This is a genomic window from Flammeovirga kamogawensis, from assembly GCF_018736065.1.
GTDB lineage: Bacteria > Bacteroidota > Bacteroidia > Cytophagales > Flammeovirgaceae > Flammeovirga > Flammeovirga kamogawensis.
In genome coordinates this window covers 2,116,445-2,135,405 of the sequence record NZ_CP076128.1, presented here as the reverse complement: position 1 = coordinate 2,135,405, position 18,961 = coordinate 2,116,445, and the positions used below count along the sequence as shown (strand labels likewise).

Genomic DNA, 18,961 nt, shown 5'->3' with positions numbered 1-18,961 from the left:
AACTCTTATCCTGATTTCTTTCAAAGGCAACAACAACAGCAACAAAGAGAACAACAAGCTCAGAATTGGAATAATCAACAGCAGCAACAACAACCTTCGTCGCAGCCCCAGATGCCTCCAAATCAAAGGCCTGTTTCTCCACAAGAAAATAACCAGGATCGTTTTGGTGCTACACAAAGTAATAATTACCAAAACCCTCCTCAATATCGCAAGAGTCAATCTCAGCAGCCTCCACAATACCGTTCATCTCAGCAAAAACCTAGAGCAGAGGAGCGTCCTATTCCTAATATGAATAAATCGGACGACTTTGTAGATCACTTCAGAGTTCCTAATGCTCAAGAAAGTAGCTATAGAGAATCGTATTTAAATCCAACTTATGTTTTTGAAACATTTATTGAAGGAGATTGCAATAGATTAGCGAGATCTGCAGGTATTGCAATTGCAAGAAAACCAGGGGCTACAGCATTTAACCCATTAGTGGTTTATGGCGGTGTAGGTTTAGGTAAAACCCACTTAGCTCAAGCAGTGGGTAACGAAGTAAAAAGATCAGACCCTAGTAAGTTTGTGTTGTATGTTTCTTCAGAGCAATTTACAACACAATTTATTGAAGCACTAAGAAATAATAATGTTCAACAGTTTACAAATTACTATTTACAAGTAGATGTATTAATTGTTGATGATATACAGTTTTTAGCAAAAAAGGAGAAAACTCAAGAAAACTTCTTCCATATATTTAATCGCCTTCATCAAAATGGAAAGCAGATAATCATGACTTCTGATAGACCTCCTCGTAGTTTAGAGGGACTAACAGATAGATTATTATCTCGTTTTAAGTGGGGATTAACAGCTGATATTCAAAAACCTGATTTTGAAACAAGGGTAGCGATTGTAAAACAAAAACTTATGTCGGAAGGTGTAAATGTACCAGATGATGTAGTTGAGTATTTATCTTATAATATAGATTCTAATATTAGAGAATTAGAAGGTACATTAGTTTCTCTTGTTGCCAATGCCTCTCTTATGCAAAGAGAAGTTGATTTAGATATGGCAAAAAATGCATTATTAAATATCGTGCGTAATACTGAAAAAGAAATTACTATTGAATTTATTCAACAAATAGTTTCTGAATATTTCAGTATATCAGTAGATGAATTAAAATCTAAAACACGTAAAAAAGATATTGCACAGGCCCGTCAGATCGCTATGTATTTCTCTAAAGAATATACAAAAGAACCCCTAAAATCTATTGGTAACCAGTTTGGTGGACGTGATCACAGTACTGTTGTTCATGCTACAAAAGCTGTAACTAAAAGAACAGCATCTGATGCGTTATACAATAGAATCCTAGAAGAATTATTAGACCAAATGAATATAAAAAGTAAAGGTTAATTAGCACTTTACTTTATGGTTTGATTCTTCTGAGAAGTATTTTTTATCAAACTAAACGCAAAGAGTCTTATCAATTTATCAATCAAGCAAAAGCTCGCGATTACGCAATTTTTAGCATTAATATTCTTTTTTATAGGGTTTTATTTCTTAGATCTTACTAGAAAAAAATCTTATGAGACAGATATTTGGCATGTTGTAGCAAGTGAATCAATTGCTTTAATTGAAACCACAACCCCTAAGCAAACAATTTCAGTTTTAGATTCTTCTGAGTTAGTTACTGCTATTAAAGTTCTGGACGGTGGAACTACCGCATTTAAAACTTTAGATAGTCTTTTAGTTATTGCCGATTCTGCAATTCAAAATCAATTTCTTGGTGTAAAAGGAAAAGTTTATATCTCTGTAAACTCTACAGGTAGTAAGCCATTCTCTTGGTCTATTTATATTCCAATGGATGAAAGGGTTTATTTAGATCCATTTTCACAGCTTACCGCATTAAAAGACAAATCGTATACAAGACAATATAAAGGGGTTGATGTACATGAATATAAACTAGGGAAGCAATTACTTAGCGTTTCAAAAATTAGAAACTTCTTAGTGGCTTCTACTGATGCTTTATGGATTGAGGAAGCAATTCGAAACAATGGTGAGAAATTTTATGATGATTATTACTTTGGTAATTTAAACACAAAACTCTCAAAAGTATCTACTGGTAATCAATTGCCTGATGGTGTGAATGTTTGGATTCGACCTTCTTCTGTAGTTCACTGGTTTAAAAGAATGACAGATCTTGGTACGGAGCATCCATTTCCATCTTTAGAAGAGTTTTCTAATGGTATGATGGTAAAAAGTACTGTAGAAAGACCGAATGAGGTTCGTATTCAAAACTATAATTCATTGCCAAAAGATTCTTTCCAAAATGCGGTTTTTTCATCTTTATCAAATAGTAAAGATGAAGTTTATAAATTTATGGTAGACGATATCGCTTTTTATAGACGTTGGAATACTTCTAAGATTCAAGAATTTGTAGATCATGCAATTAATTTCGATTCTCAAGAGGAAAAAGAGACTACAGATAATTTAATTCAAACTTTTAAAGAAAAGGGCTTCAATTCAGAGGCATTTATAAATGAGTTAAATGGAGATATTGTTCAAACTACTATTACAAATGTTGATGGTGGGAAATGGGAACATTTGTATTTTTTCCAATTAAAAGATGAAATGCAATTTGATGAAACAATCAATCAACTTAGAAAAGACTATGAATATGAGAATTCTGAAAAAGTAAAATTGATAGGCCGTCATGGTTTTACAATATATAGATTTCCGATTGCAAATTTAACGAGAGTAATTGGAGGTAAAAGCTTTTCAGAACAACATCAAGCAACCTATTTATTAAGGTTAAATAATTTTGTGATAACAGGCGGAGACTTACCAACTTTAACTCAATGGCTCGACGATTGGCTTGCTAAACGAAGATGGACAACTCAGAAGAGGTACCAAGTATTAATTAATAAGTTAGTGAATACACCATCAGAAGCAAGTGTTGTTTTTAATGCAGAATCTTCTTGGGCTGGTATTCTTCATAGTCTTTCAAACACGTATAAATCTTATTTAGAAAAGCATAGACAATTGATTTTAAGCCTTAATTTTCAAGTTTGGTCTTTATCAAAAGATAGGTTTGAAATTGCGGGCTTATTTAGTGGGAAATTGCGCGAAGATAAACCAAAATCATCTCAAAAGATTTTATCTAAAACTATGGGTGATAATCTTCAGATGCCTCCATTAATTTATAAAAACTTATATGGAGAGGAAAAAGGAATGGTCTTAATCGACAAAGAAAATGTTCTAGAAGGCTATTCTTTTACTGGTGATACTATATATTATCATGAATTTGATTCAATTATTCATGCTAAACCAGTTTTAGTATGGACAAATAATTCTGTTCCTTCACTATTTATTAGTCAGAACAATCAGGTATTACAAATTGATAAAAATGGAGTTTATTTATCTGGTTATCCTATTCAATTACCATTTTATTCTCAAGTAGAGTTTACAAATTGGTTGCCTTGGAGAGTAAAAGGTAGTTCTGAGTTATTACAAGATACAGACGGTATTATCTTAGCTACAGATACTTTAGGAAATATTTATGGCTTAGATAGAAAAGGGAATTTAAAAGGAAATTGGTTACCTCAAAAAACTTTAGAACGTTTAGTTTTACCACCTCATAGTTTCGAAGCAAATGGTAAGAACTATGTAGTTACCTTATCTGAGTTAGGTAAACTTATTGTTTTTACAGAGTTAGGTGAATATGTAAATGGATTTCCTATGCTTTTTAAAGAAGAAGTTTCTCCTCAATTATTTATAACTGAAGACGCGACATTAGAAAGATCGACAATAACATTCTTAACTAGTATTGGTGATGTTATTGAAGTAAATGGTAGAGGAGAAGTATTAAGAAGAGATAAATTTGGAGATCGTGCTTACGGAAGATCTTTTGATTTATTGAAAGATGAAGCGAAAGGTAGATCTTGGGTAATTATGGAACAAATTCAAGGTAAAGTTACCATCCGTGATAGAGCAGGAAAAGTACTTTTCAATCATCGTTTTAAAGAAGAATCAGAAGCAATTGCTCAGTATTTTGATTTTGGTATTGATGCTGAAATTGTAGCAATTACTTTCCCTTCGAATCGTAAAACGTATCTATTTTATATTAATGGAAAGCCTTATTTGGAGAAGCCGATACGAAATGAAAATGAAGTGACAATGTTCTACAATTCGGATATACAGAAATTTATTTTAATCACATCGTTCCAAAAAACAGCAGAAATACACACAATTGATAGAAGAAACTAGTAGAAAAACTAAAATACTGTTAATCTACACGTAAAGATAAATCTTATGTATATTTTTGTAAAGTCAAGCGTTTAGACATAAATCAAAGACAGACAATGATAAAGAAAATATTAATTTTAGCAATCGTATCAGTAACCCTATTTTCATGTGGTTCTAAGACACGTACGAAAAGAGAAGCAAGAGAAATAGTAATGGGAACAGAAACTCCCGATTTTACTGCTTTTAATATTGAAACGGTCCATACAGAAGATGCTATTCCTAAGAATAGATTAAAGGCAAAAGTACAAATGCGTTACAAAAATGGTAACGAGCGTTATCCTGAAGGAATTGATATTGTTACTTTTGATGAAGAAGATCTTTCTGAATCATCTCATTTAGTTGCAGATAGTGCAATTTATACGGCAGATAGCACACTTTATACTGTTTATGGTAATGTAGTGCTTGATGACTATAAAAAAGGACAGAAATTAGAAACAGATACGCTACATTTCAATAAAGAAAATGGTGATATTTTCACTGATGATCGAGTGAAGATTACTACTGAAGATGAAATTGTAACAGGTAAGGGTATGAGAGCAAATCAAAATAACCCTGAAGAGTACGAAATTTTAGATATTGAAGGTTCTGTTTTTGTAGAATAAGCAGAGTAAAAAATATGAAAATTACATTATTGGTGGCACTTGGTGCTGCCTTTTTCATTATTGGGGTACACCAATCTTTTTATTATGGAATACCAAGTAGTTATTGGCTATTTATGCTTTCTGGAGCTTGCTTTTTAGGTATTCAATATGTAAAAAAGATGGAAGAGCAAAAAAAAGATGCTGCGGCTTCTTCTAAATCAACTACCAAGAAAAAGAAATAATGAGCTTAAAAACAATCAAACGCGAGGCAAAATTCTTCCTATTCTTTGTGATAGGCTATATACCTGTATTTTTCGGAATCATGTATGTAATTCAAGAAGAACCTCAATCAGGTTATTTCTTTCAAGGAATGATTGTAGCTTTTATAGTTACTTACATTACAAGATCGATATTACTGATCATGAAAAACATGGAATAATACTTTATTGAAAAAGCTATTTATATCCCTAATAATAGTTGCATCATCATTTGTTAGTTGGGGGCAAGATGTGATTATTAAAGAGAAAACAACTATTGATTTTTCTCTTTCAATTGATGAAACTCACGATAAGTCCATTTTTGTATATGGAGCATTATATACTGAAAATGGTAAACCTATAACACCTACAACAGCAAAATTTTCTGATGATAAACCATGTTTTGATACTTTTGTTACTTCAGATTTTGCAATAGGAGAATACAAAATGTTATCCCGTTCAGTTTATTTTATAGATAAACCAATTACTTTTTTTAGCGACTCATTATTGCTTTGCATTCCTTTTTTAAAGAGAACATTTCCGTCTTATACTATTACAGAAGTGAAGCCTAAAAGCTATAAAGCTGAGGGAACGACAATGGCTCCATCATTTATTTTTTCTGAGGAAATAATCCACCCATTGGAAGTAGAGAACGAATACCAACAAAAAATTCTTGATAATTACGGAGAGCTAGAAATAGGAGGAGTAGTTTATTATCCAAATAAAATGAGCTATAGATCTTGTAAAGAGTTTTCTAGAGTAATGATGCGTAAAACAAATGCATATTCAGTTGTTGTGAAATTTTATTATCAATTAAATTCAACAAATAGTATTGTGCAGGAATATGCTATAAGTGGTATGTATAATTTGCCCCCGTCGTTTGTAGGAGGTGGTAAACTACTTTTAGAGAAAGTGAAAGAAAATGTTTTAGAAGTATCAAAAGATATCAATGAATTGTAACTTTCTATTATAATACTAAAATTAATAGCCTATTTAATTGCTTTACTTCTTTGTAGCGTTTAACTTTTAGTAATGTAACACTATAGTTAGCGTGAATGCTTCTATTTTAACCTTAGCCTCTTATCATTTTTAATAAATGATGTGATAACTAATTAGAAATACTTCAATATATCCATGAACGGACTTTATATAGAATACTCTTGGTGGTGGATGTTTTTTGGCATCCTTAGTTGTGCTTTAGCTACTTATTTTTTTTATACAAAGAAACAGGTTTGGTCTATATCTATAAATAGGATACTAATTCTATTGAGATTTTCAGTGCTTTCTGTAGTAGTATTTTTACTCTTAGACCCTATGTTTAAAAGTATTGAAAGATATTTTGAAAAACCTATTATTTCTTTTGTGATAGACAATTCTGAGTCGATGAAGGCTACTGTTACTAAAGAGAATTTAAATAATCTTTTAGAATCATTAGTTAATACGGCAGATAGAATAAAAGAAGAAGGTTACGATACAAAATTCTATAACCTTGCAGGTGATAAAATTGAAGAAAATGATTTAGCATCTTTAGAATTTGATTATAAGGTGACTAACATAAGTAAATCAATTCAAAAATTAGAAGAAGTAAACGAACATGAAAACCTAGCGGGAATAGCATTAGTGACTGATGGTATTTTTAACCAAGGATTTTCGCCTTTATTTGTGCCATCTGTAGTGCCAATTTATACGGTAGGAATTGGAGACACAATCCCACAGATTGATTTACAAGTAAAAGAAGTTTATGCTAATAAAATAGCTTATTTAGGTAATAAATTTCCTGTAATAGCAGAAATAGTAAATGAGGGGTTTATGGGGAAAGAGGTAGAAGTTACTTTGTCTTCTAGAGGAAGAAAGATTGCTAAAAAGCGATATAAAATAAATAGCGAAAAAGGATTTGAGCAAGTTAAGTTTACTGTTGATGCCAAGAAAAAGGGGTATCAAAAATTTACAGTAAGTGCAAAGGCATTAGATGGGGAATTCTCTACAGAAAACAACACGAAATCAATTTATATTGAGGTGATTGAAGGGAAAGAAAAAATTCTTTTAGTAGCAAATGCACCTCACCCAGATATTAAAGCAATACGAGCAGGTATAGAAAGTAATAAAAACTACGAATTACACGTATATATTCCAGGAATTAAACTTAAAAATGGTAAGGGATATGATAAAAACTCTAAGTATGATTTAGTGATTTTACATGAATACCCTAACGTAAAACGTAAAGCAGCTCTTTTACTTAAGGATTTGGCTAAAAAGCAGATACCTTTTTGGTATATAGTAGGAGACAGAACGGATATCAATGCATTTAATAAAATGAATTCTTTATTAAGCATTGAAGGATATAGAGGTCAGAAAGATAAAGTTACAGCAGCTTTCGATGATAAGTTTTCTTTCTTTACTTTTCCATCAGATAAAAAACAACTGATAGAAAAAATGTCGCCTATCGAGGTTCCTTTTGGTGAATATAAACTGAAATCAGGAACAGCATTAATATATCAACAAATAGGAGCAGTGAAAACTTCTAAACCTTTACTTATTTTAGGTGAAACTGGAGGTGTGAAATCTGCAGTACTAGTAGGAACTGGTTTATGGAAGTGGCGTTTACAAGAAAGTTTTTTACAATCTGATGAGCAAGCAACTGATGAATTAATAAGTAAAGTTGTTCAATACTTGTCAACAAAAACAGATAAACGTAGGTTTAGAGTAAATACAACAAATTCAGAATATTCTGATATTGAAGATGTAGTGATAGAAACTGAAGTTTATAATGATATTTATGAATCAATTTATGGGCATACCATAGATTTAGTAGTTAAAAATGAAAAAGGAGAAACGACATCCTTTACGTACTTAAATTCTGCACCATATTTTAAATATCATTTATCTGACTTGGCTGAAGGGGTTTATTCTTTTGTAGCATCAACAGAGATTGATGGAAAGAAAGAGTATTCTACTGGAAGTTTTGCTGTTAAAGAAATGGCATTAGAAGCTCTTAACCCAACTGCAAATTTCTCTTTACTACGTGGGGTTGCTGATAAGTCTGGAGGGATGTATTATAATGCAGACGAGCTGAGTGGCTTATCTGATTTATTGGCCACAAATAAAGCAAGTCAGAGAATTCATGCTGAAGAAAAATATAAAGAATTAGGTTCAAATATGTGGATTTTGGGCTTGATGTTTATATTACTTTTTTCTGAATGGATTATCCGAAAACTACATGGAGGTTTCTAAATAGAAGCAGTTGTAATACTAAATAGTTTACAATTTATGTACATATTTTATTAATTAGTGTGAATTGTACATTATTAATAAGAGTAATCTAATAAAACTGTAGAAATTATAAAGTAAACATCTACATTTGCAGAGTACATAAAAACTTTTTCAAGGAAACTTGAAACCACATTACACTATCTAAATTCATCTTATATACATGTAAAAATTAGTAGCTATAATTTAAAAGTATATCAATTTTGCGTAACAGGTAGTTGTAAACTTATAGACATATATTTTAAACACATTATAAAAGAATTTCTTTAATTTATCATGGGGTTCAACACGTTGACAACCAAAGAAAAAGCACTTAAGATTAATTTAGACCCAACAATATATGGGTCTTTAGCCGAAATTGGAGCAGGCCAAGAGGTTGCTGCAAATTTTTTTAAGGCGGGTGCAGCATCAGGAACAATAGCAAAAACAATATCGGCTTACGATATGTCTTTTTCAGATGCTATTTATGGGCCTGAGCCTGGAGGAAGGTACGTTTGTCAAAGTAGGGTAGAAAGGATGCTTAAAAAGGAGTTCGGACTTCTTGGAGAGCGTTTACCTAAAAGAAAAGATGAAACGTGCTTTTTTGCGTTTGCAGATACAATTGAACAATTAAATTTTAATAGAACAAATCAAGGACATGGTTGGTTAGGACTTCGTTTTCAAACTCGCCCTAATTCTATTCCAAATGAATGTGTTCTACATGTAGAATTAAAAGATAATGATCCTCTTTTACAACAAGAGACAATTGGTATTTTAGGTGTTAATCTTATTCATGCATGTTTTTATCAAACTAATAATGTAGATGAGTTTTTAAGCTCATTAATGGACGGTTTGAGTATCCATAAAATTATTGTCAATTTTGTTCGTGTAAGTGGACCTGATTTCTTGGATGTGGATAACCGATTATTAAGTTTATTATTGGTTAAGAACGGTTTAGCAAAAACAACGATGTTTGGACCTGATGGCCAAGTTGCTTTACCTCAAGATTTCTTATACAAAAAGAATATTCTTGTATTAAGAGGTAGATTTAGACCAATTACGAAAGTAAATATCGATATGATGGAGCGTTCTTATGAACACTTTAAGAATGATCCAGATGTAGATGAAAATAATATAGTAACAGTTTCTGAGCTTACTTTAGAAAACCTTAGAATTTCTGAAGATAGAAAGAAAGATGAAACAGATTTCTTAGATCGTGTAGATATGTTGTGTTCTTTAGGGTACACAGTTATGATATCGAAGTATCAAGAATATTACCGCTTAACTAATTACCTTTCTAGATTTACTAGAGGTAAGAAAATAGGAGTAGCTGTTGGTAGATATAACTTAGAATATATCTTTAATCCAGATTATTATCAGCATCTTAAAGGAGGTATTTTAGAAGCTTTTGGTTTCTTATTCGGAAGAAATATTAAACTTTACGTTTACCCTTCATTAGATAGAGAATCATTAAATCCTAATGAGTTACTAACTAGTGATAGTATTAATCTAGCAGATTCTCAGAAAGCATTATTCCAATCTATGGTTGATAATAATAAAATTGAGGATTTGAAAGATTGTGATCCTAAAAACTTAAATATTATTTCGGATAACGTTCTTGAGTTAATCAAAAAAGGAGATGCAGATTGGGAAAATATGGTTCCTCAAGTAGTTGTAGAGCAAATTAAACAATACTGCTTATTTGATTACCCTTGTTCTGTTGAAAAGAAAAGGGAAATTGAACAATCAAGAAAAGAATCAACTAGAAATAGACAACGAAGAATTATTAATTCTGAAGACTAAATCTAGATGTAAATAAATAAGTAAATGTCATCTTTCTTTTAAAAGGAAGGTGACATTTTTTGTTTCATGATATTAATAGATACTATACAGTTTTAGGTAGGGTATTTTAAGTATATTTTGTATTATTGAAGTATATTATTAATCATTTTTCTGTTTAACATGGTGCATCAAGAATACAATACTTCATTACAATCATTATTAGATGATTTAAAAGATAATAAAGAAACGGCTTGGTCATATTTATATGTCAATTTTCAAGCAATGATTGTCAATTTAATCAAAAAGAATGGAGGTGATGAAGAAGCTGGGAAAGAGATTTTTCAGAATGTAATTATTGATTTACATAACAATATTCTAAGAGGGAAAGTGAGAGAGGATTCCAACTTAAGAAATTATTTATATACCCTTGCCTATAATCAGTGGAGAGTTCAGATTAGAAATACAAAAGGTAAGAATGATACGTTAGAGCACGATAACACACTAATTGATGATAGTGTAAGCTTTGATGAGGAACAATACGAATTGTATGATGATTTGACATCAATTTTGGGAAATCTTGGTGAAAAATGTCAAGAATTAATCAACTCAAAATATTCTAAAATCAAATTGTCTATGAATGAAATTGCAGAACAATTAGGTTTTATGAATGCAAGATCTGCTACTTCTCAATTAAATAAATGTATGGAGAAGGCAAGAAAAGAAGCTGTAGTAGTGCTCAAATCTAAAGGGTTATAATATGGAAAACAACGAGTTGACTACTTATATAGATGCCTATTTGGAAGGTACTTTATCTGTAGAAGAGAAAGAAGCTTTTGACAATCGTCGAAAGGATGATGAGACGTTTGAGAAAGAAGTTCTTGCTCAAATACATCTTATTGAAATTGTAAAGAGAAATGAATTTGTAAAAAAGCTTAAGGCTTTTGAAGAGTCCAATTATCCAAACAAGACAAATTTAATAGATGCTTATCTATCGAATGATTTAACACCGGAATTGTCTGCTTACGTAGAAAATAAGCTGAAAGAAGATGAAGATTTCAAATTTGAAGTAAAAGCACAAGAACAAATTGTAGCTAAAGTTCGAAGAGAGGCATTAAAAGAACAATTAACTCAATTTGAAAATAAACACGAAGGGTCTACTAAAGAAGCTGTTCCTGTTCAAACTACTTTTAAAGTAGAAAAGCCTCAAGAAAAAGAAGAGGTAAAAGAAGTAAGTTTTAGAGTATTTAATCCGAAAATAATTGCTGTAGCTGCTTCTGTTTGTATTTTTATTTTAGCAACCGTAGTGTTCTTTAAAAATGATGTTTCAACATCTTCTCCTGTAGTAATAAATAGTTATTCTATCGAAGTGAAAAGCGATACTGAAAGTTTAGGTTTTGCAGGAGATAATGATCCCAATATTACAATTGAGATTGTTCAGGATGAGTCTAAAAAAGGATATTATAATTTACAAGGTAAAAAATTACAGCTTTTTGTGGGTAAGGATAGTAAGGATTTTCCTAAAGCTAAACTTTCGTTTGACCCCGTGTCGACACCCTCTTTTTTACTTTATTTTAATGATAGAGATTATCTTATCGATTATACTGAAACACCTCAACCATTGAAGTAATTACCTGCCAACATACCATGTAAACCAATTTACTACATGGTCGTTTTCAAGAATAAACCCAATGTTTCCGTGCTGATAAGTAATGATTGCTTGAGGCGAATTATTCCATCTAAATGAAGGGTAACCATAATGATTTGCATCTGTAACTTCAGCGAAAGTTGAGTTAACCTTAATTCCTTTTTCAGTAGAATTTTTGTAGTTGTCAAAAGCAATAATCATTTTGACTTCTTCGGAATGTCCTTGATATATAATTTGAACAAAGTCTTTACTTTCTAAGTAATACAACGTTGACCAGTTTCCTAGATCAATTTCTTTAAACTCATTTGTTAAGGATAAATTTATAGGAAGCTGGTTTTTTATTACCTCAAGATCTTTATTGATAGAGATTTCAGTAAGGTTACTTTCTATTTCTTCATCGAAATAGGAATTCACCCATCTTTTAAAATCATCGAAGTAAGTAGATTCATGGTTAATTTCTGCCTCAAGAATTCTTTTATTTAGAATATTAATATCAGAATTATCACTAATATTTTCAAAGTTTTCAGCAGCAACAGTCGTATTTCCATTTAAGGCTTTACTTATACCTCTTATTAAATAAGCATTTTCTGTAAGCTGTTTTCCTTCGTTATTAAGGAATTGTTCTAATTCATTTATAGTACCACTTGCAGCATCTTGATTACCTCTTATTGAATAAGCGCAAGCAAGATTAATATAAGCAACTTCATAGTATGGGTCAATAAGAATGGCTTGTTTAAAATGTGTTATAGCTTCATCAATCATAGTGAAATCTTGCGATCTAGAAGTTAATTTATTGACTTCTTCAATTCTTTTAATGCGTACATCAAACTCAAATGGGTAAATATATGGGTAAATAGATGCATCAGTAATTTTATCTAAATAGAGACTTAACTGGCATATTCCGAGGTTGTTATGTATTAATTTACTAGGGTAGTAATTCATTAAGTAATTCATGCAATTATATGCAGATTCAAAATGATTTATGGCGTATAAATTCTGTGCAGTTCTATAAACATTAATTAGTTCGTCGGTTTCTTTAATGGCATCATTAATTATACTCTCTCTTTCTTCAAGGCTAGGGTATCCCTTTATAGTTTCAGTCCTATTGTACTCTTTATATATTAATCTAAGAATTATAGGAAAGTTTAAAGGTGTATTATAACCAGCAACAGCACCATAAAAAAGCCCAAATTTATCTGCTTTTTTCTCAATATCTACTTTCTTTTTAGAAGGAACATCTTTTATTTCTTTCGCATTAAAACCAAAACTTTTCAAATGTTCTTCATAATAATGTCCTAATTCATGTCCAATTATACAGGCTAGAGCATCCAATGAATCTGATCCAATAGTACTACATAAGTCATAAACAGTTTCATCTAAATAGATAACATGCTGGTTATCTCCAGGGTAATATTTTGCAACATTATCTTTTTGGGTTGACATTTTTAGGAGAGGTAATATTCGATTATCACCTTTCACTTTACAAATTTGGCTTAAGACTTTTAGTGTGTTCTGATACTTATAATTATCATCTTCTAAATATTGACCATAACTCTGAGAACTAAGAAAAAGGACAAATAGGAATATAGTATAGAAAAGCTTTGTAAGCATAGGAATTATAAACAGGTTTAAATAATCGTCGTTCACTTGTTATGTGATTACAAAAATACATTACGAAAAATAAATATTCATATTTATCTCAATAAAAGTTAATAGATGTGTTGCTTTTAGTGACAAAAAGTAGTGAAACGATATTAATAATTGAACTAGAGAGAAGTTGTTTAAAACTATGGGGAAGTACTAGTATTTAGATGCACTCTTTTTCTAAAATGTATTATTAAAATTCAATACCTATTAAAATGAAACAAATCTATATAATTTCTATCATTTCTATTTTCTTTTCACTAATTGCTGTTTCCTCCAATGCACAATCAGAAGAAGCTATTGATAGTTTAATAATGCATTCTACTATTATTAATGGAGAAGGATATTATGGTAATGCAAAAAGGAGTTTTGGTGATGTAAAAATCCAACAAAATGGAACTGAAACTGTTGATGTGGAATTTACAGGCAATACTCAAGAAGGAGAAGGCTATGTTGTTATTGAAGGTGATCTAATTTTGGACGAAAATGTGATCTTTTTAATAGATGAAAATACTTTAGTATTAGTAAAAGGTAATTTAATTGTAAATGGTAGTGATGTATTAATTGACTTAGAACAGAATGCTTTTTTAGCTGTTTCAGGTGATATAATTGGTAAGGGGAGTGCATTTATGGTAGAATCATCTTCTATTTATTTAAAAGGAGAAAATTCAGTAAATATTAATGGAGTGTCTACCTTACCTTTTGAGCAATTGCCATTAGAGGGTAGTCAGATAAAAGAAGAGCAAATATTAACTATAGTAATGTTAGAATTAGGCGTTCAAGAACCATACGGTATGTCTTATTTTGAAGCAACTGTAGAAGGTAATCAGGCCTTGTTAATATGGGGAGTTAAAGAGGAAGAAGAGGCTGTTGTATATATAATTGAACGTTCTATAAATGGATTAGAATGGGAAGATGTTGCTCAAGTAATATCTTTAGGAGTTGATGAACAAGAATATTCTTATGTAGATAGTGAATTAAAGAATGAGACTTATCATTACAGGTTATCAAAAATGGATGTTGCAGGTTTAGAAGAAGAATTATCGCAGTTATCTGTTTTAGTAGAAAAAAAAGATCATCTAGAAGCAAAACTTCTTCCTAATTATTTAATGACAGGACAAGAGGTTGAGGTTAGAGTAAATGGCTTAAAAGTAGGTGATAAAGTTGATGTGGTTGTAGCAAATCAACAAGGACAAATTGTATTAGAATTAAGTGAAATAGTAAGTGATCAATATGCAAATATTGCTCTACATGAGATGCAAGAAGTCCCATCTGGATTATATTTTATATCAATTTATGATGGTAATAATGTAACAAATACAAAAGCATTAATTAGATAAATAATTCAAATTGAAAATGAGAAAAAAGAAACTTTCAAAGTTGGTTTTTATAGGGTTGGGAATAGTAAATTTATTATTAATCCAGAATAAAGCTACAAACAAAGAGATTATAAGTGCTGCAATGCTAAGTATCTCTTACTTTATTTTTGCTATTGTATCGATAAAAAAAGAAAATTTAGCACTTGTATTGTCTATCGGAGTAGTAATTTTTTACTCTGTAGTATTAATAATAGCTGACCCTCATTTAATTTTGAAAAATGGATTAATGATAAGTTTACAGTTATCAATTTTAATTTATCTATTTATTCATCAGTTTTATAAAGAAAGCAAATTGATTAAAAAAATACGCTGATTTATATATTTTAAATGATAAGGTTATTTTATAGTAACCTTATTTTTTTGTTCTGTGGTGACATTTCTTTGAATTTGATATTACTTATTGAATCAAAGAGAGCATAAAATGAAAACAATTTTTAAAAAGAGCGTAAATAAGGTATTAAGTAGAAATACAGATCATAAAATTATAGAAAGCTTAATAGATCTTTCATTATTTACATTTTTTGGTTTTTGTGTAGTAGTAATGATTGAAGATGAATTATCTAACTTTTAATAAAATAGAATTATGAAAAAGCAAATGATTACAATGGGTTTTATATTAATCTCTTTTTTATTTTTAATCTCTACAATTACCAACTCAAATAATTCGTTTGATTATGGTAATCTGGATAAAAATCAAAGTTTAATGTATAAGAAATAATTCGATTTATTCATCAATAGATGAGTTTATAGACTAGTTTATTTTTTAATAAAGAGGGTAGAAGTGAATTAATAAGAATTGTAACTACAAAACTAAGTGTAATACCTGCAAGAATATCTGTTGGATAATGGACACCTAAAGCAATCCTTGAATAGCCAACAAGACTTGCAAATAGGAATAAAGGTAGTATAGTTGCTAATTTCTCCTTTGCATATACGCAAGAAAAGAAAATGGCAAAAGATAATGTGGTGTGTCCTGAAGGAAAAGAGGAAGTAGCTCCATCAGTTTTTTGGAGTACTGATGTTAATGCATAACATGGTCTTAATCTAAAAAAGGAATGTTTTATTAATAATCCAATTACAGCAGAAGTACCAAAAACTAATATCAGCCTTAGAAAATTGATTTTATTTTGAGGGTTTTGATGAAAATATAATCTTACAGCAAAACAGATTAAGATAATAAAGCAAATGTTAAATGTTTGATGAGTAATGAAGTTAAGAAATTCATCAAATTGAATTGAACTATGACTTTGTGCCCAATTAATAATAATCTCTTCCATTAGGTTTTAGTATTTAAATAAAATTAGATATAAAAAAACTACTTGAGTTTTCACCCAAGTAGTTTAATATTTTTATCAGGTTGAAATTACTTCAACTTGATTTTACGCATACGGATGTTTTCAGGAGTTACCTCAACTAATTCATCCTCACGGATATATTCCATACATTCTTCTAAAGAGAATAAACGTTTAGGAGCAATTTTAGAGTTATCATCAGAACCTGACGCACGCATGTTTGTCAATTTCTTACCTCTAACAATATTTACTCTTAAATCCATTGGACGGTTGAATTCACCAACAACTTGACCTTCGTAGATTTCCTCATTAGGATCAACAAAGAAAGTACCTCTGTCTTGAAGTTTATCAAGAGAGTAAGCAGTTGGAGTACCTGTTTGGTCAGAAATGATTGCACCATTGTTTTTAGTAGCAATATCACCTTTGTAAGGAGCATACTCTTTAAAACGGTGAGTCATAATAGCTTCACCTGCAGTTGCAGTTAAGATATTATTTCTTAAACCAATAATACCACGAGAAGGAATTTGGAATTCAAGGTGTTGCATATCGCCTTTAGGCTCCATGATTAATAATTCACCTTTTCTCTGCGTAGCTAATTCAATTGCTTTACCAGAAACAGCTTCAGGAACGTCAATAACCAATGATTCGATTGGTTCGTTTTTCACTCCATCAATTTCTTTGTAAAGTACTTGAGGTTGACCTACTTGTAATTCGTAGCCTTCGCGACGCATAGTTTCAATCAATACAGCCAAGTGAAGAATACCACGACCATATACAATAAATCTGTCTTCAGAATCAGTTGCTTCTACACGTAGCGCTAAGTTCTTTTCAGTTTCTTTGTATAAACGGTCACGTAAGTGTCTAGAAGTAACAAACTTACCTTCTTTACCAAAGAATGGTGAGTTGTTAATCATAAACAACATACTCATTGTAGGCTCTTCGATAGCCATACGAGGAAGTGGATCTGGGTTTTCAACAGTTGTTACTGTATCACCGATTTCGAAATCGTCGATACCAACAATTGCACACAAATCACCAGCTTTAACTTCTTTTACTTTCTTACGTCCAAGACCTTCAAAAGTTTGAAGCTCTTTGATACGTACTTTCTTTACAGAACCGTCAGCTTTTGCAAGACCAACGAAAGTACCTTCTTGTAGCGTACCTCTTACTAAACGTCCGATCGCAATACGACCAACGAAGCTTGAGAAATCTAAAGAAGTAATCTGTAATTGAGGATCACCTTCTGGAGATGGTGCTTCAGGAACTAAATCAACAATACCATCCAATAAAGGAACGATAGAGTCAGTTTGGTTTTTCCAGTCGTCACTCATCCAACCCATTTTAGATGAACCGTAGAAAGTTGGGAATTCCAATTGCTCTTCAGTAGCATCCAAGTTGAAGAATAAATCAAAAACTTGATCGTGTACTTCGTCAGGACGACAGTTCGGCTTATCAACTTTGTTGATAACCACAATTGGCTTCAAACCTAGCGATAATGCTTTACCTAGAACAAAACGTGTTTGAGGCATAGGACCTTCAAATGCATCTACTAAAAGAAATACACTATCAGCCATTTTCAATACACGCTCAACTTCACCACCGAAATCGGCGTGACCAGGAGTATCGATGATGTTGATTTTAACTCCCTTGTAGTTAATAGAAACGTTCTTAGAAAGAATTGTAATTCCTCTTTCACGCTCAAGGTCGTTGTTGTCAAGAATCAACTCTCCTGCTTCTTGATTGTCGCGGAACAATTCTGCCGCGTGTAGCATTTTATCTACTAGTGTTGTTTTGCCATGATCGACGTGAGCGATGATAGCGATATTACGGATACTACTCATGATAAATTTTTATGAACGTGCAAAGATAACAGAACTATTATACTATTATAACTTTATACCCCTCTTATTAGTAACTATTGTTGAAAAATGTAATTAATTGTAATTCATACTCTTATATGTTTACAAATAATTAACACGTTTTTTTTGCGAAACCGGTTTCGAGGATAGATATTTATGTTATTGAATTAATAACACAAAACAAACGATAATTATCTCACTTTAAACCATGATTTAATTATCTGACCATTAACTATATAATTAATAACCTTATATCCAAGTATATGTCAAACGAAGTGAAATTTTCGAAATTCCTTATGGGAATGTGCCTTAACACAGGTGAGTCTATGCAAGCAATTGCTAGAAACTTAGGAATTAACATTAATAGCCAAGAATTAAATGCTTTAGTTTCAAAATTTGAAATGGAAGGCTTGGTTGAGAAAGTTCAGAGAACAACAAAAGAAACAATTGCTTATTTATCTCCAAGAGGAAATGAAGAAGCTCGCTTATTAATAGAAGGAGTAGCTTAATTTTTAAGTAATAACTCTAGATAAATTAATAATCAAAAAAACTCCCCTTTGTAAATTATTACATTGGGGAGTTTTTTTTGATAACAGTTAAAAATAATTAATAATATTATTAAATACTTAAAGTAATCTAATATTAAAAACCTGATATATATACTATTACGTATACAAAACTCAAAGACCAACAAATAACAACTGATAAACTTAATTTTATTATGTCAATTGAAATCAAACAATCAAAACTCTTAATGGGTATCTGTCTACATTCAGGGGAATGCCTTGAAGAAGTAGCCAAAAATTTAGGACTTTGTACAACCAGAGACGAAATTGAAGTATTGGCATCTTTAATGGAAAATGATGGCCTTTTAGATGGAGTACATAAAGAATTTAATAAAACACATGCAGAGTTAACGTCTAAAGGTGTTAGTACTGCATTTTCACTTTTAGAAAATCATTAATGAAATAGTTATTAATAAAGAAATGGGCAAA

The 18,961-nt window shown here is 30.9% G+C and carries 17 protein-coding genes and 1 pseudogene; 15 read left to right on the top strand and 3 right to left on the bottom strand.

The genetic code is table 11. The annotated features are described in order from the left end of the window. Positions 1-177: 177 nt before the first annotated feature. From dnaA to KM029_RS08400, 10 genes and pseudogenes are all read left to right on the top strand, one after another. Positions 178-1,389 (top strand): annotated as a pseudogene (gene dnaA / locus KM029_RS08445) (chromosomal replication initiator protein DnaA); the annotation flags it as partial. Positions 1,390-1,836: 447 nt separating this feature from the next. Then, positions 1,837-4,242: a hypothetical protein gene (locus KM029_RS08440; protein ID WP_144072868.1), complete on the top strand. Its 2,406-nt coding sequence runs from the start codon at positions 1,837-1,839 to the stop codon at positions 4,240-4,242. A 95-nt stretch (positions 4,243-4,337) separates the two neighbouring features. Beyond that, positions 4,338-4,883, top strand: a complete 546-nt coding sequence (gene lptC / locus KM029_RS08435) for an LPS export ABC transporter periplasmic protein LptC (RefSeq protein WP_144072867.1) — start codon at positions 4,338-4,340, stop codon at positions 4,881-4,883. 14 nt (positions 4,884-4,897) lie between these two features. Continuing rightward, complete coding sequence (locus KM029_RS08430) at positions 4,898-5,104, top strand: hypothetical protein (RefSeq protein WP_144072866.1); 207 nt, start codon at positions 4,898-4,900, stop codon at positions 5,102-5,104. Beyond that, entirely contained in the window at positions 5,104-5,301 is a 198-nt protein-coding gene (locus KM029_RS08425; protein WP_144072865.1) for a hypothetical protein, read from the top strand. Before KM029_RS08430 ends, KM029_RS08425 begins: the two co-directional genes overlap by 1 nt. A 7-nt stretch (positions 5,302-5,308) precedes the next feature. Then, positions 5,309-6,079 carry a hypothetical protein gene (locus tag KM029_RS08420; RefSeq protein ID WP_144072864.1) on the top strand — a complete coding sequence of 257 codons (771 nt, stop codon included), beginning with the start codon at positions 5,309-5,311 and terminating at the stop codon, positions 6,077-6,079. A gap of 174 nt (positions 6,080-6,253) precedes the next feature. Then, complete coding sequence (locus KM029_RS08415; protein ID WP_144072863.1) at positions 6,254-8,350, top strand: vWA domain-containing protein; 2,097 nt, start codon at positions 6,254-6,256, stop codon at positions 8,348-8,350. A 312-nt stretch (positions 8,351-8,662) separates the two neighbouring features. Next, positions 8,663-10,168 carry a TonB-dependent receptor gene (locus KM029_RS08410; protein WP_144072862.1) on the top strand — a complete coding sequence of 502 codons (1,506 nt, stop codon included), beginning with the start codon at positions 8,663-8,665 and terminating at the stop codon, positions 10,166-10,168. A gap of 159 nt (positions 10,169-10,327) precedes the next feature. Continuing rightward, on the top strand, positions 10,328-10,903 hold the full coding sequence (locus tag KM029_RS08405) for an RNA polymerase sigma factor (protein WP_144072861.1): 576 nt from the start codon (positions 10,328-10,330) through the stop codon (positions 10,901-10,903). A gap of 1 nt (position 10,904) precedes the next feature. Continuing rightward, on the top strand, positions 10,905-11,774 hold the full coding sequence (locus KM029_RS08400) for a hypothetical protein (RefSeq protein WP_144072860.1): 870 nt from the start codon (positions 10,905-10,907) through the stop codon (positions 11,772-11,774). Here the strand turns inward: KM029_RS08400 and KM029_RS08395 are convergent, their stop codons facing one another. After that, positions 11,775-13,235: a M48 family metalloprotease gene (locus tag KM029_RS08395; RefSeq protein ID WP_144072859.1), complete on the bottom strand. Its 1,461-nt coding sequence runs from the start codon at positions 13,233-13,235 to the stop codon at positions 11,775-11,777. Between the two features lie 416 nt (positions 13,236-13,651). Here KM029_RS08395 and KM029_RS08390 point away from each other — a divergent pair, with 416 nt between their 5' ends. From KM029_RS08390 to KM029_RS08380, 3 genes are all read left to right on the top strand, one after another. Beyond that, complete coding sequence (locus tag KM029_RS08390) at positions 13,652-14,776, top strand: hypothetical protein (protein ID WP_144072858.1); 1,125 nt, start codon at positions 13,652-13,654, stop codon at positions 14,774-14,776. Positions 14,777-14,792: 16 nt separating this feature from the next. Beyond that, positions 14,793-15,128 (top strand): hypothetical protein, encoded by a 336-nt coding sequence (locus KM029_RS08385; RefSeq protein ID WP_144072857.1) that lies wholly within the window; start codon positions 14,793-14,795, stop codon positions 15,126-15,128. 108 nt (positions 15,129-15,236) lie between these two features. Continuing rightward, on the top strand, positions 15,237-15,386 hold the full coding sequence (locus tag KM029_RS08380) for a hypothetical protein (protein ID WP_158631001.1): 150 nt from the start codon (positions 15,237-15,239) through the stop codon (positions 15,384-15,386). Positions 15,387-15,546: 160 nt separating this feature from the next. Here the strand turns inward: KM029_RS08380 and KM029_RS08375 are convergent, their stop codons facing one another. Further along, the gene (locus KM029_RS08375; RefSeq protein WP_144072856.1) at positions 15,547-16,092 is read right to left on the bottom strand and encodes a phosphatase PAP2 family protein; all 546 of its coding nucleotides are present in this window, start codon (positions 16,090-16,092) and stop codon (positions 15,547-15,549) included. An 86-nt stretch (positions 16,093-16,178) separates the two neighbouring features. After that, complete coding sequence (gene typA / locus KM029_RS08370; RefSeq protein WP_144072855.1) at positions 16,179-17,948, bottom strand: translational GTPase TypA; 1,770 nt, start codon at positions 17,946-17,948, stop codon at positions 16,179-16,181. Positions 17,949-18,229: 281 nt separating this feature from the next. Between typA and KM029_RS08365 the strand changes: the two genes are divergently transcribed. Both KM029_RS08365 and KM029_RS08360 read left to right on the top strand, forming a co-directional pair. Next, entirely contained in the window at positions 18,230-18,475 is a 246-nt protein-coding gene (locus KM029_RS08365) for a hypothetical protein (protein ID WP_144072854.1), read from the top strand. 212 nt (positions 18,476-18,687) lie between these two features. Then, positions 18,688-18,930: a hypothetical protein gene (locus KM029_RS08360; RefSeq protein ID WP_144072853.1), complete on the top strand. Its 243-nt coding sequence runs from the start codon at positions 18,688-18,690 to the stop codon at positions 18,928-18,930. Positions 18,931-18,961 lie beyond the last annotated feature (31 nt).

What these genes read in the sequence shown, in the direction of transcription:
- KM029_RS08430 (WP_144072866.1), top strand. Translation starts at nt 4,898, where the DNA reads ATGAAAATTACATTATTGGTGGCACTTGGTGCTGCCTTTTTCATTATT.
- KM029_RS08410 (WP_144072862.1), top strand. Translation starts at nt 8,663, where the DNA reads ATGGGGTTCAACACGTTGACAACCAAAGAAAAAGCACTTAAGATTAAT.
- KM029_RS08385 (WP_144072857.1), top strand. Translation starts at nt 14,793, where the DNA reads ATGAGAAAAAAGAAACTTTCAAAGTTGGTTTTTATAGGGTTGGGAATA.
- KM029_RS08400 (WP_144072860.1), top strand. Translation starts at nt 10,905, where the DNA reads ATGGAAAACAACGAGTTGACTACTTATATAGATGCCTATTTGGAAGGT.
- KM029_RS08380 (WP_158631001.1), top strand. Translation starts at nt 15,237, where the DNA reads ATGAAAACAATTTTTAAAAAGAGCGTAAATAAGGTATTAAGTAGAAAT.
- KM029_RS08365 (WP_144072854.1), top strand. Translation starts at nt 18,230, where the DNA reads ATGTCAAACGAAGTGAAATTTTCGAAATTCCTTATGGGAATGTGCCTT.
- KM029_RS08440 (WP_144072868.1), top strand. Translation starts at nt 1,837, where the DNA reads ATGGATGAAAGGGTTTATTTAGATCCATTTTCACAGCTTACCGCATTA.
- KM029_RS08405 (WP_144072861.1), top strand. Translation starts at nt 10,328, where the DNA reads ATGGTGCATCAAGAATACAATACTTCATTACAATCATTATTAGATGAT.
- KM029_RS08390 (WP_144072858.1), top strand. Translation starts at nt 13,652, where the DNA reads ATGAAACAAATCTATATAATTTCTATCATTTCTATTTTCTTTTCACTA.
- KM029_RS08425 (WP_144072865.1), top strand. Translation starts at nt 5,104, where the DNA reads ATGAGCTTAAAAACAATCAAACGCGAGGCAAAATTCTTCCTATTCTTT.
- lptC (WP_144072867.1), top strand. Translation starts at nt 4,338, where the DNA reads ATGATAAAGAAAATATTAATTTTAGCAATCGTATCAGTAACCCTATTT.
- KM029_RS08360 (WP_144072853.1), top strand. Translation starts at nt 18,688, where the DNA reads ATGTCAATTGAAATCAAACAATCAAAACTCTTAATGGGTATCTGTCTA.
- KM029_RS08415 (WP_144072863.1), top strand. Translation starts at nt 6,254, where the DNA reads ATGAACGGACTTTATATAGAATACTCTTGGTGGTGGATGTTTTTTGGC.
- KM029_RS08395 (WP_144072859.1), bottom strand. Translation starts at nt 13,235, where the DNA reads ATGTCAACCCAAAAAGATAATGTTGCAAAATATTACCCTGGAGATAAC.
- typA (WP_144072855.1), bottom strand. Translation starts at nt 17,948, where the DNA reads ATGAGTAGTATCCGTAATATCGCTATCATCGCTCACGTCGATCATGGC.
- KM029_RS08375 (WP_144072856.1), bottom strand. Translation starts at nt 16,092, where the DNA reads ATGGAAGAGATTATTATTAATTGGGCACAAAGTCATAGTTCAATTCAA.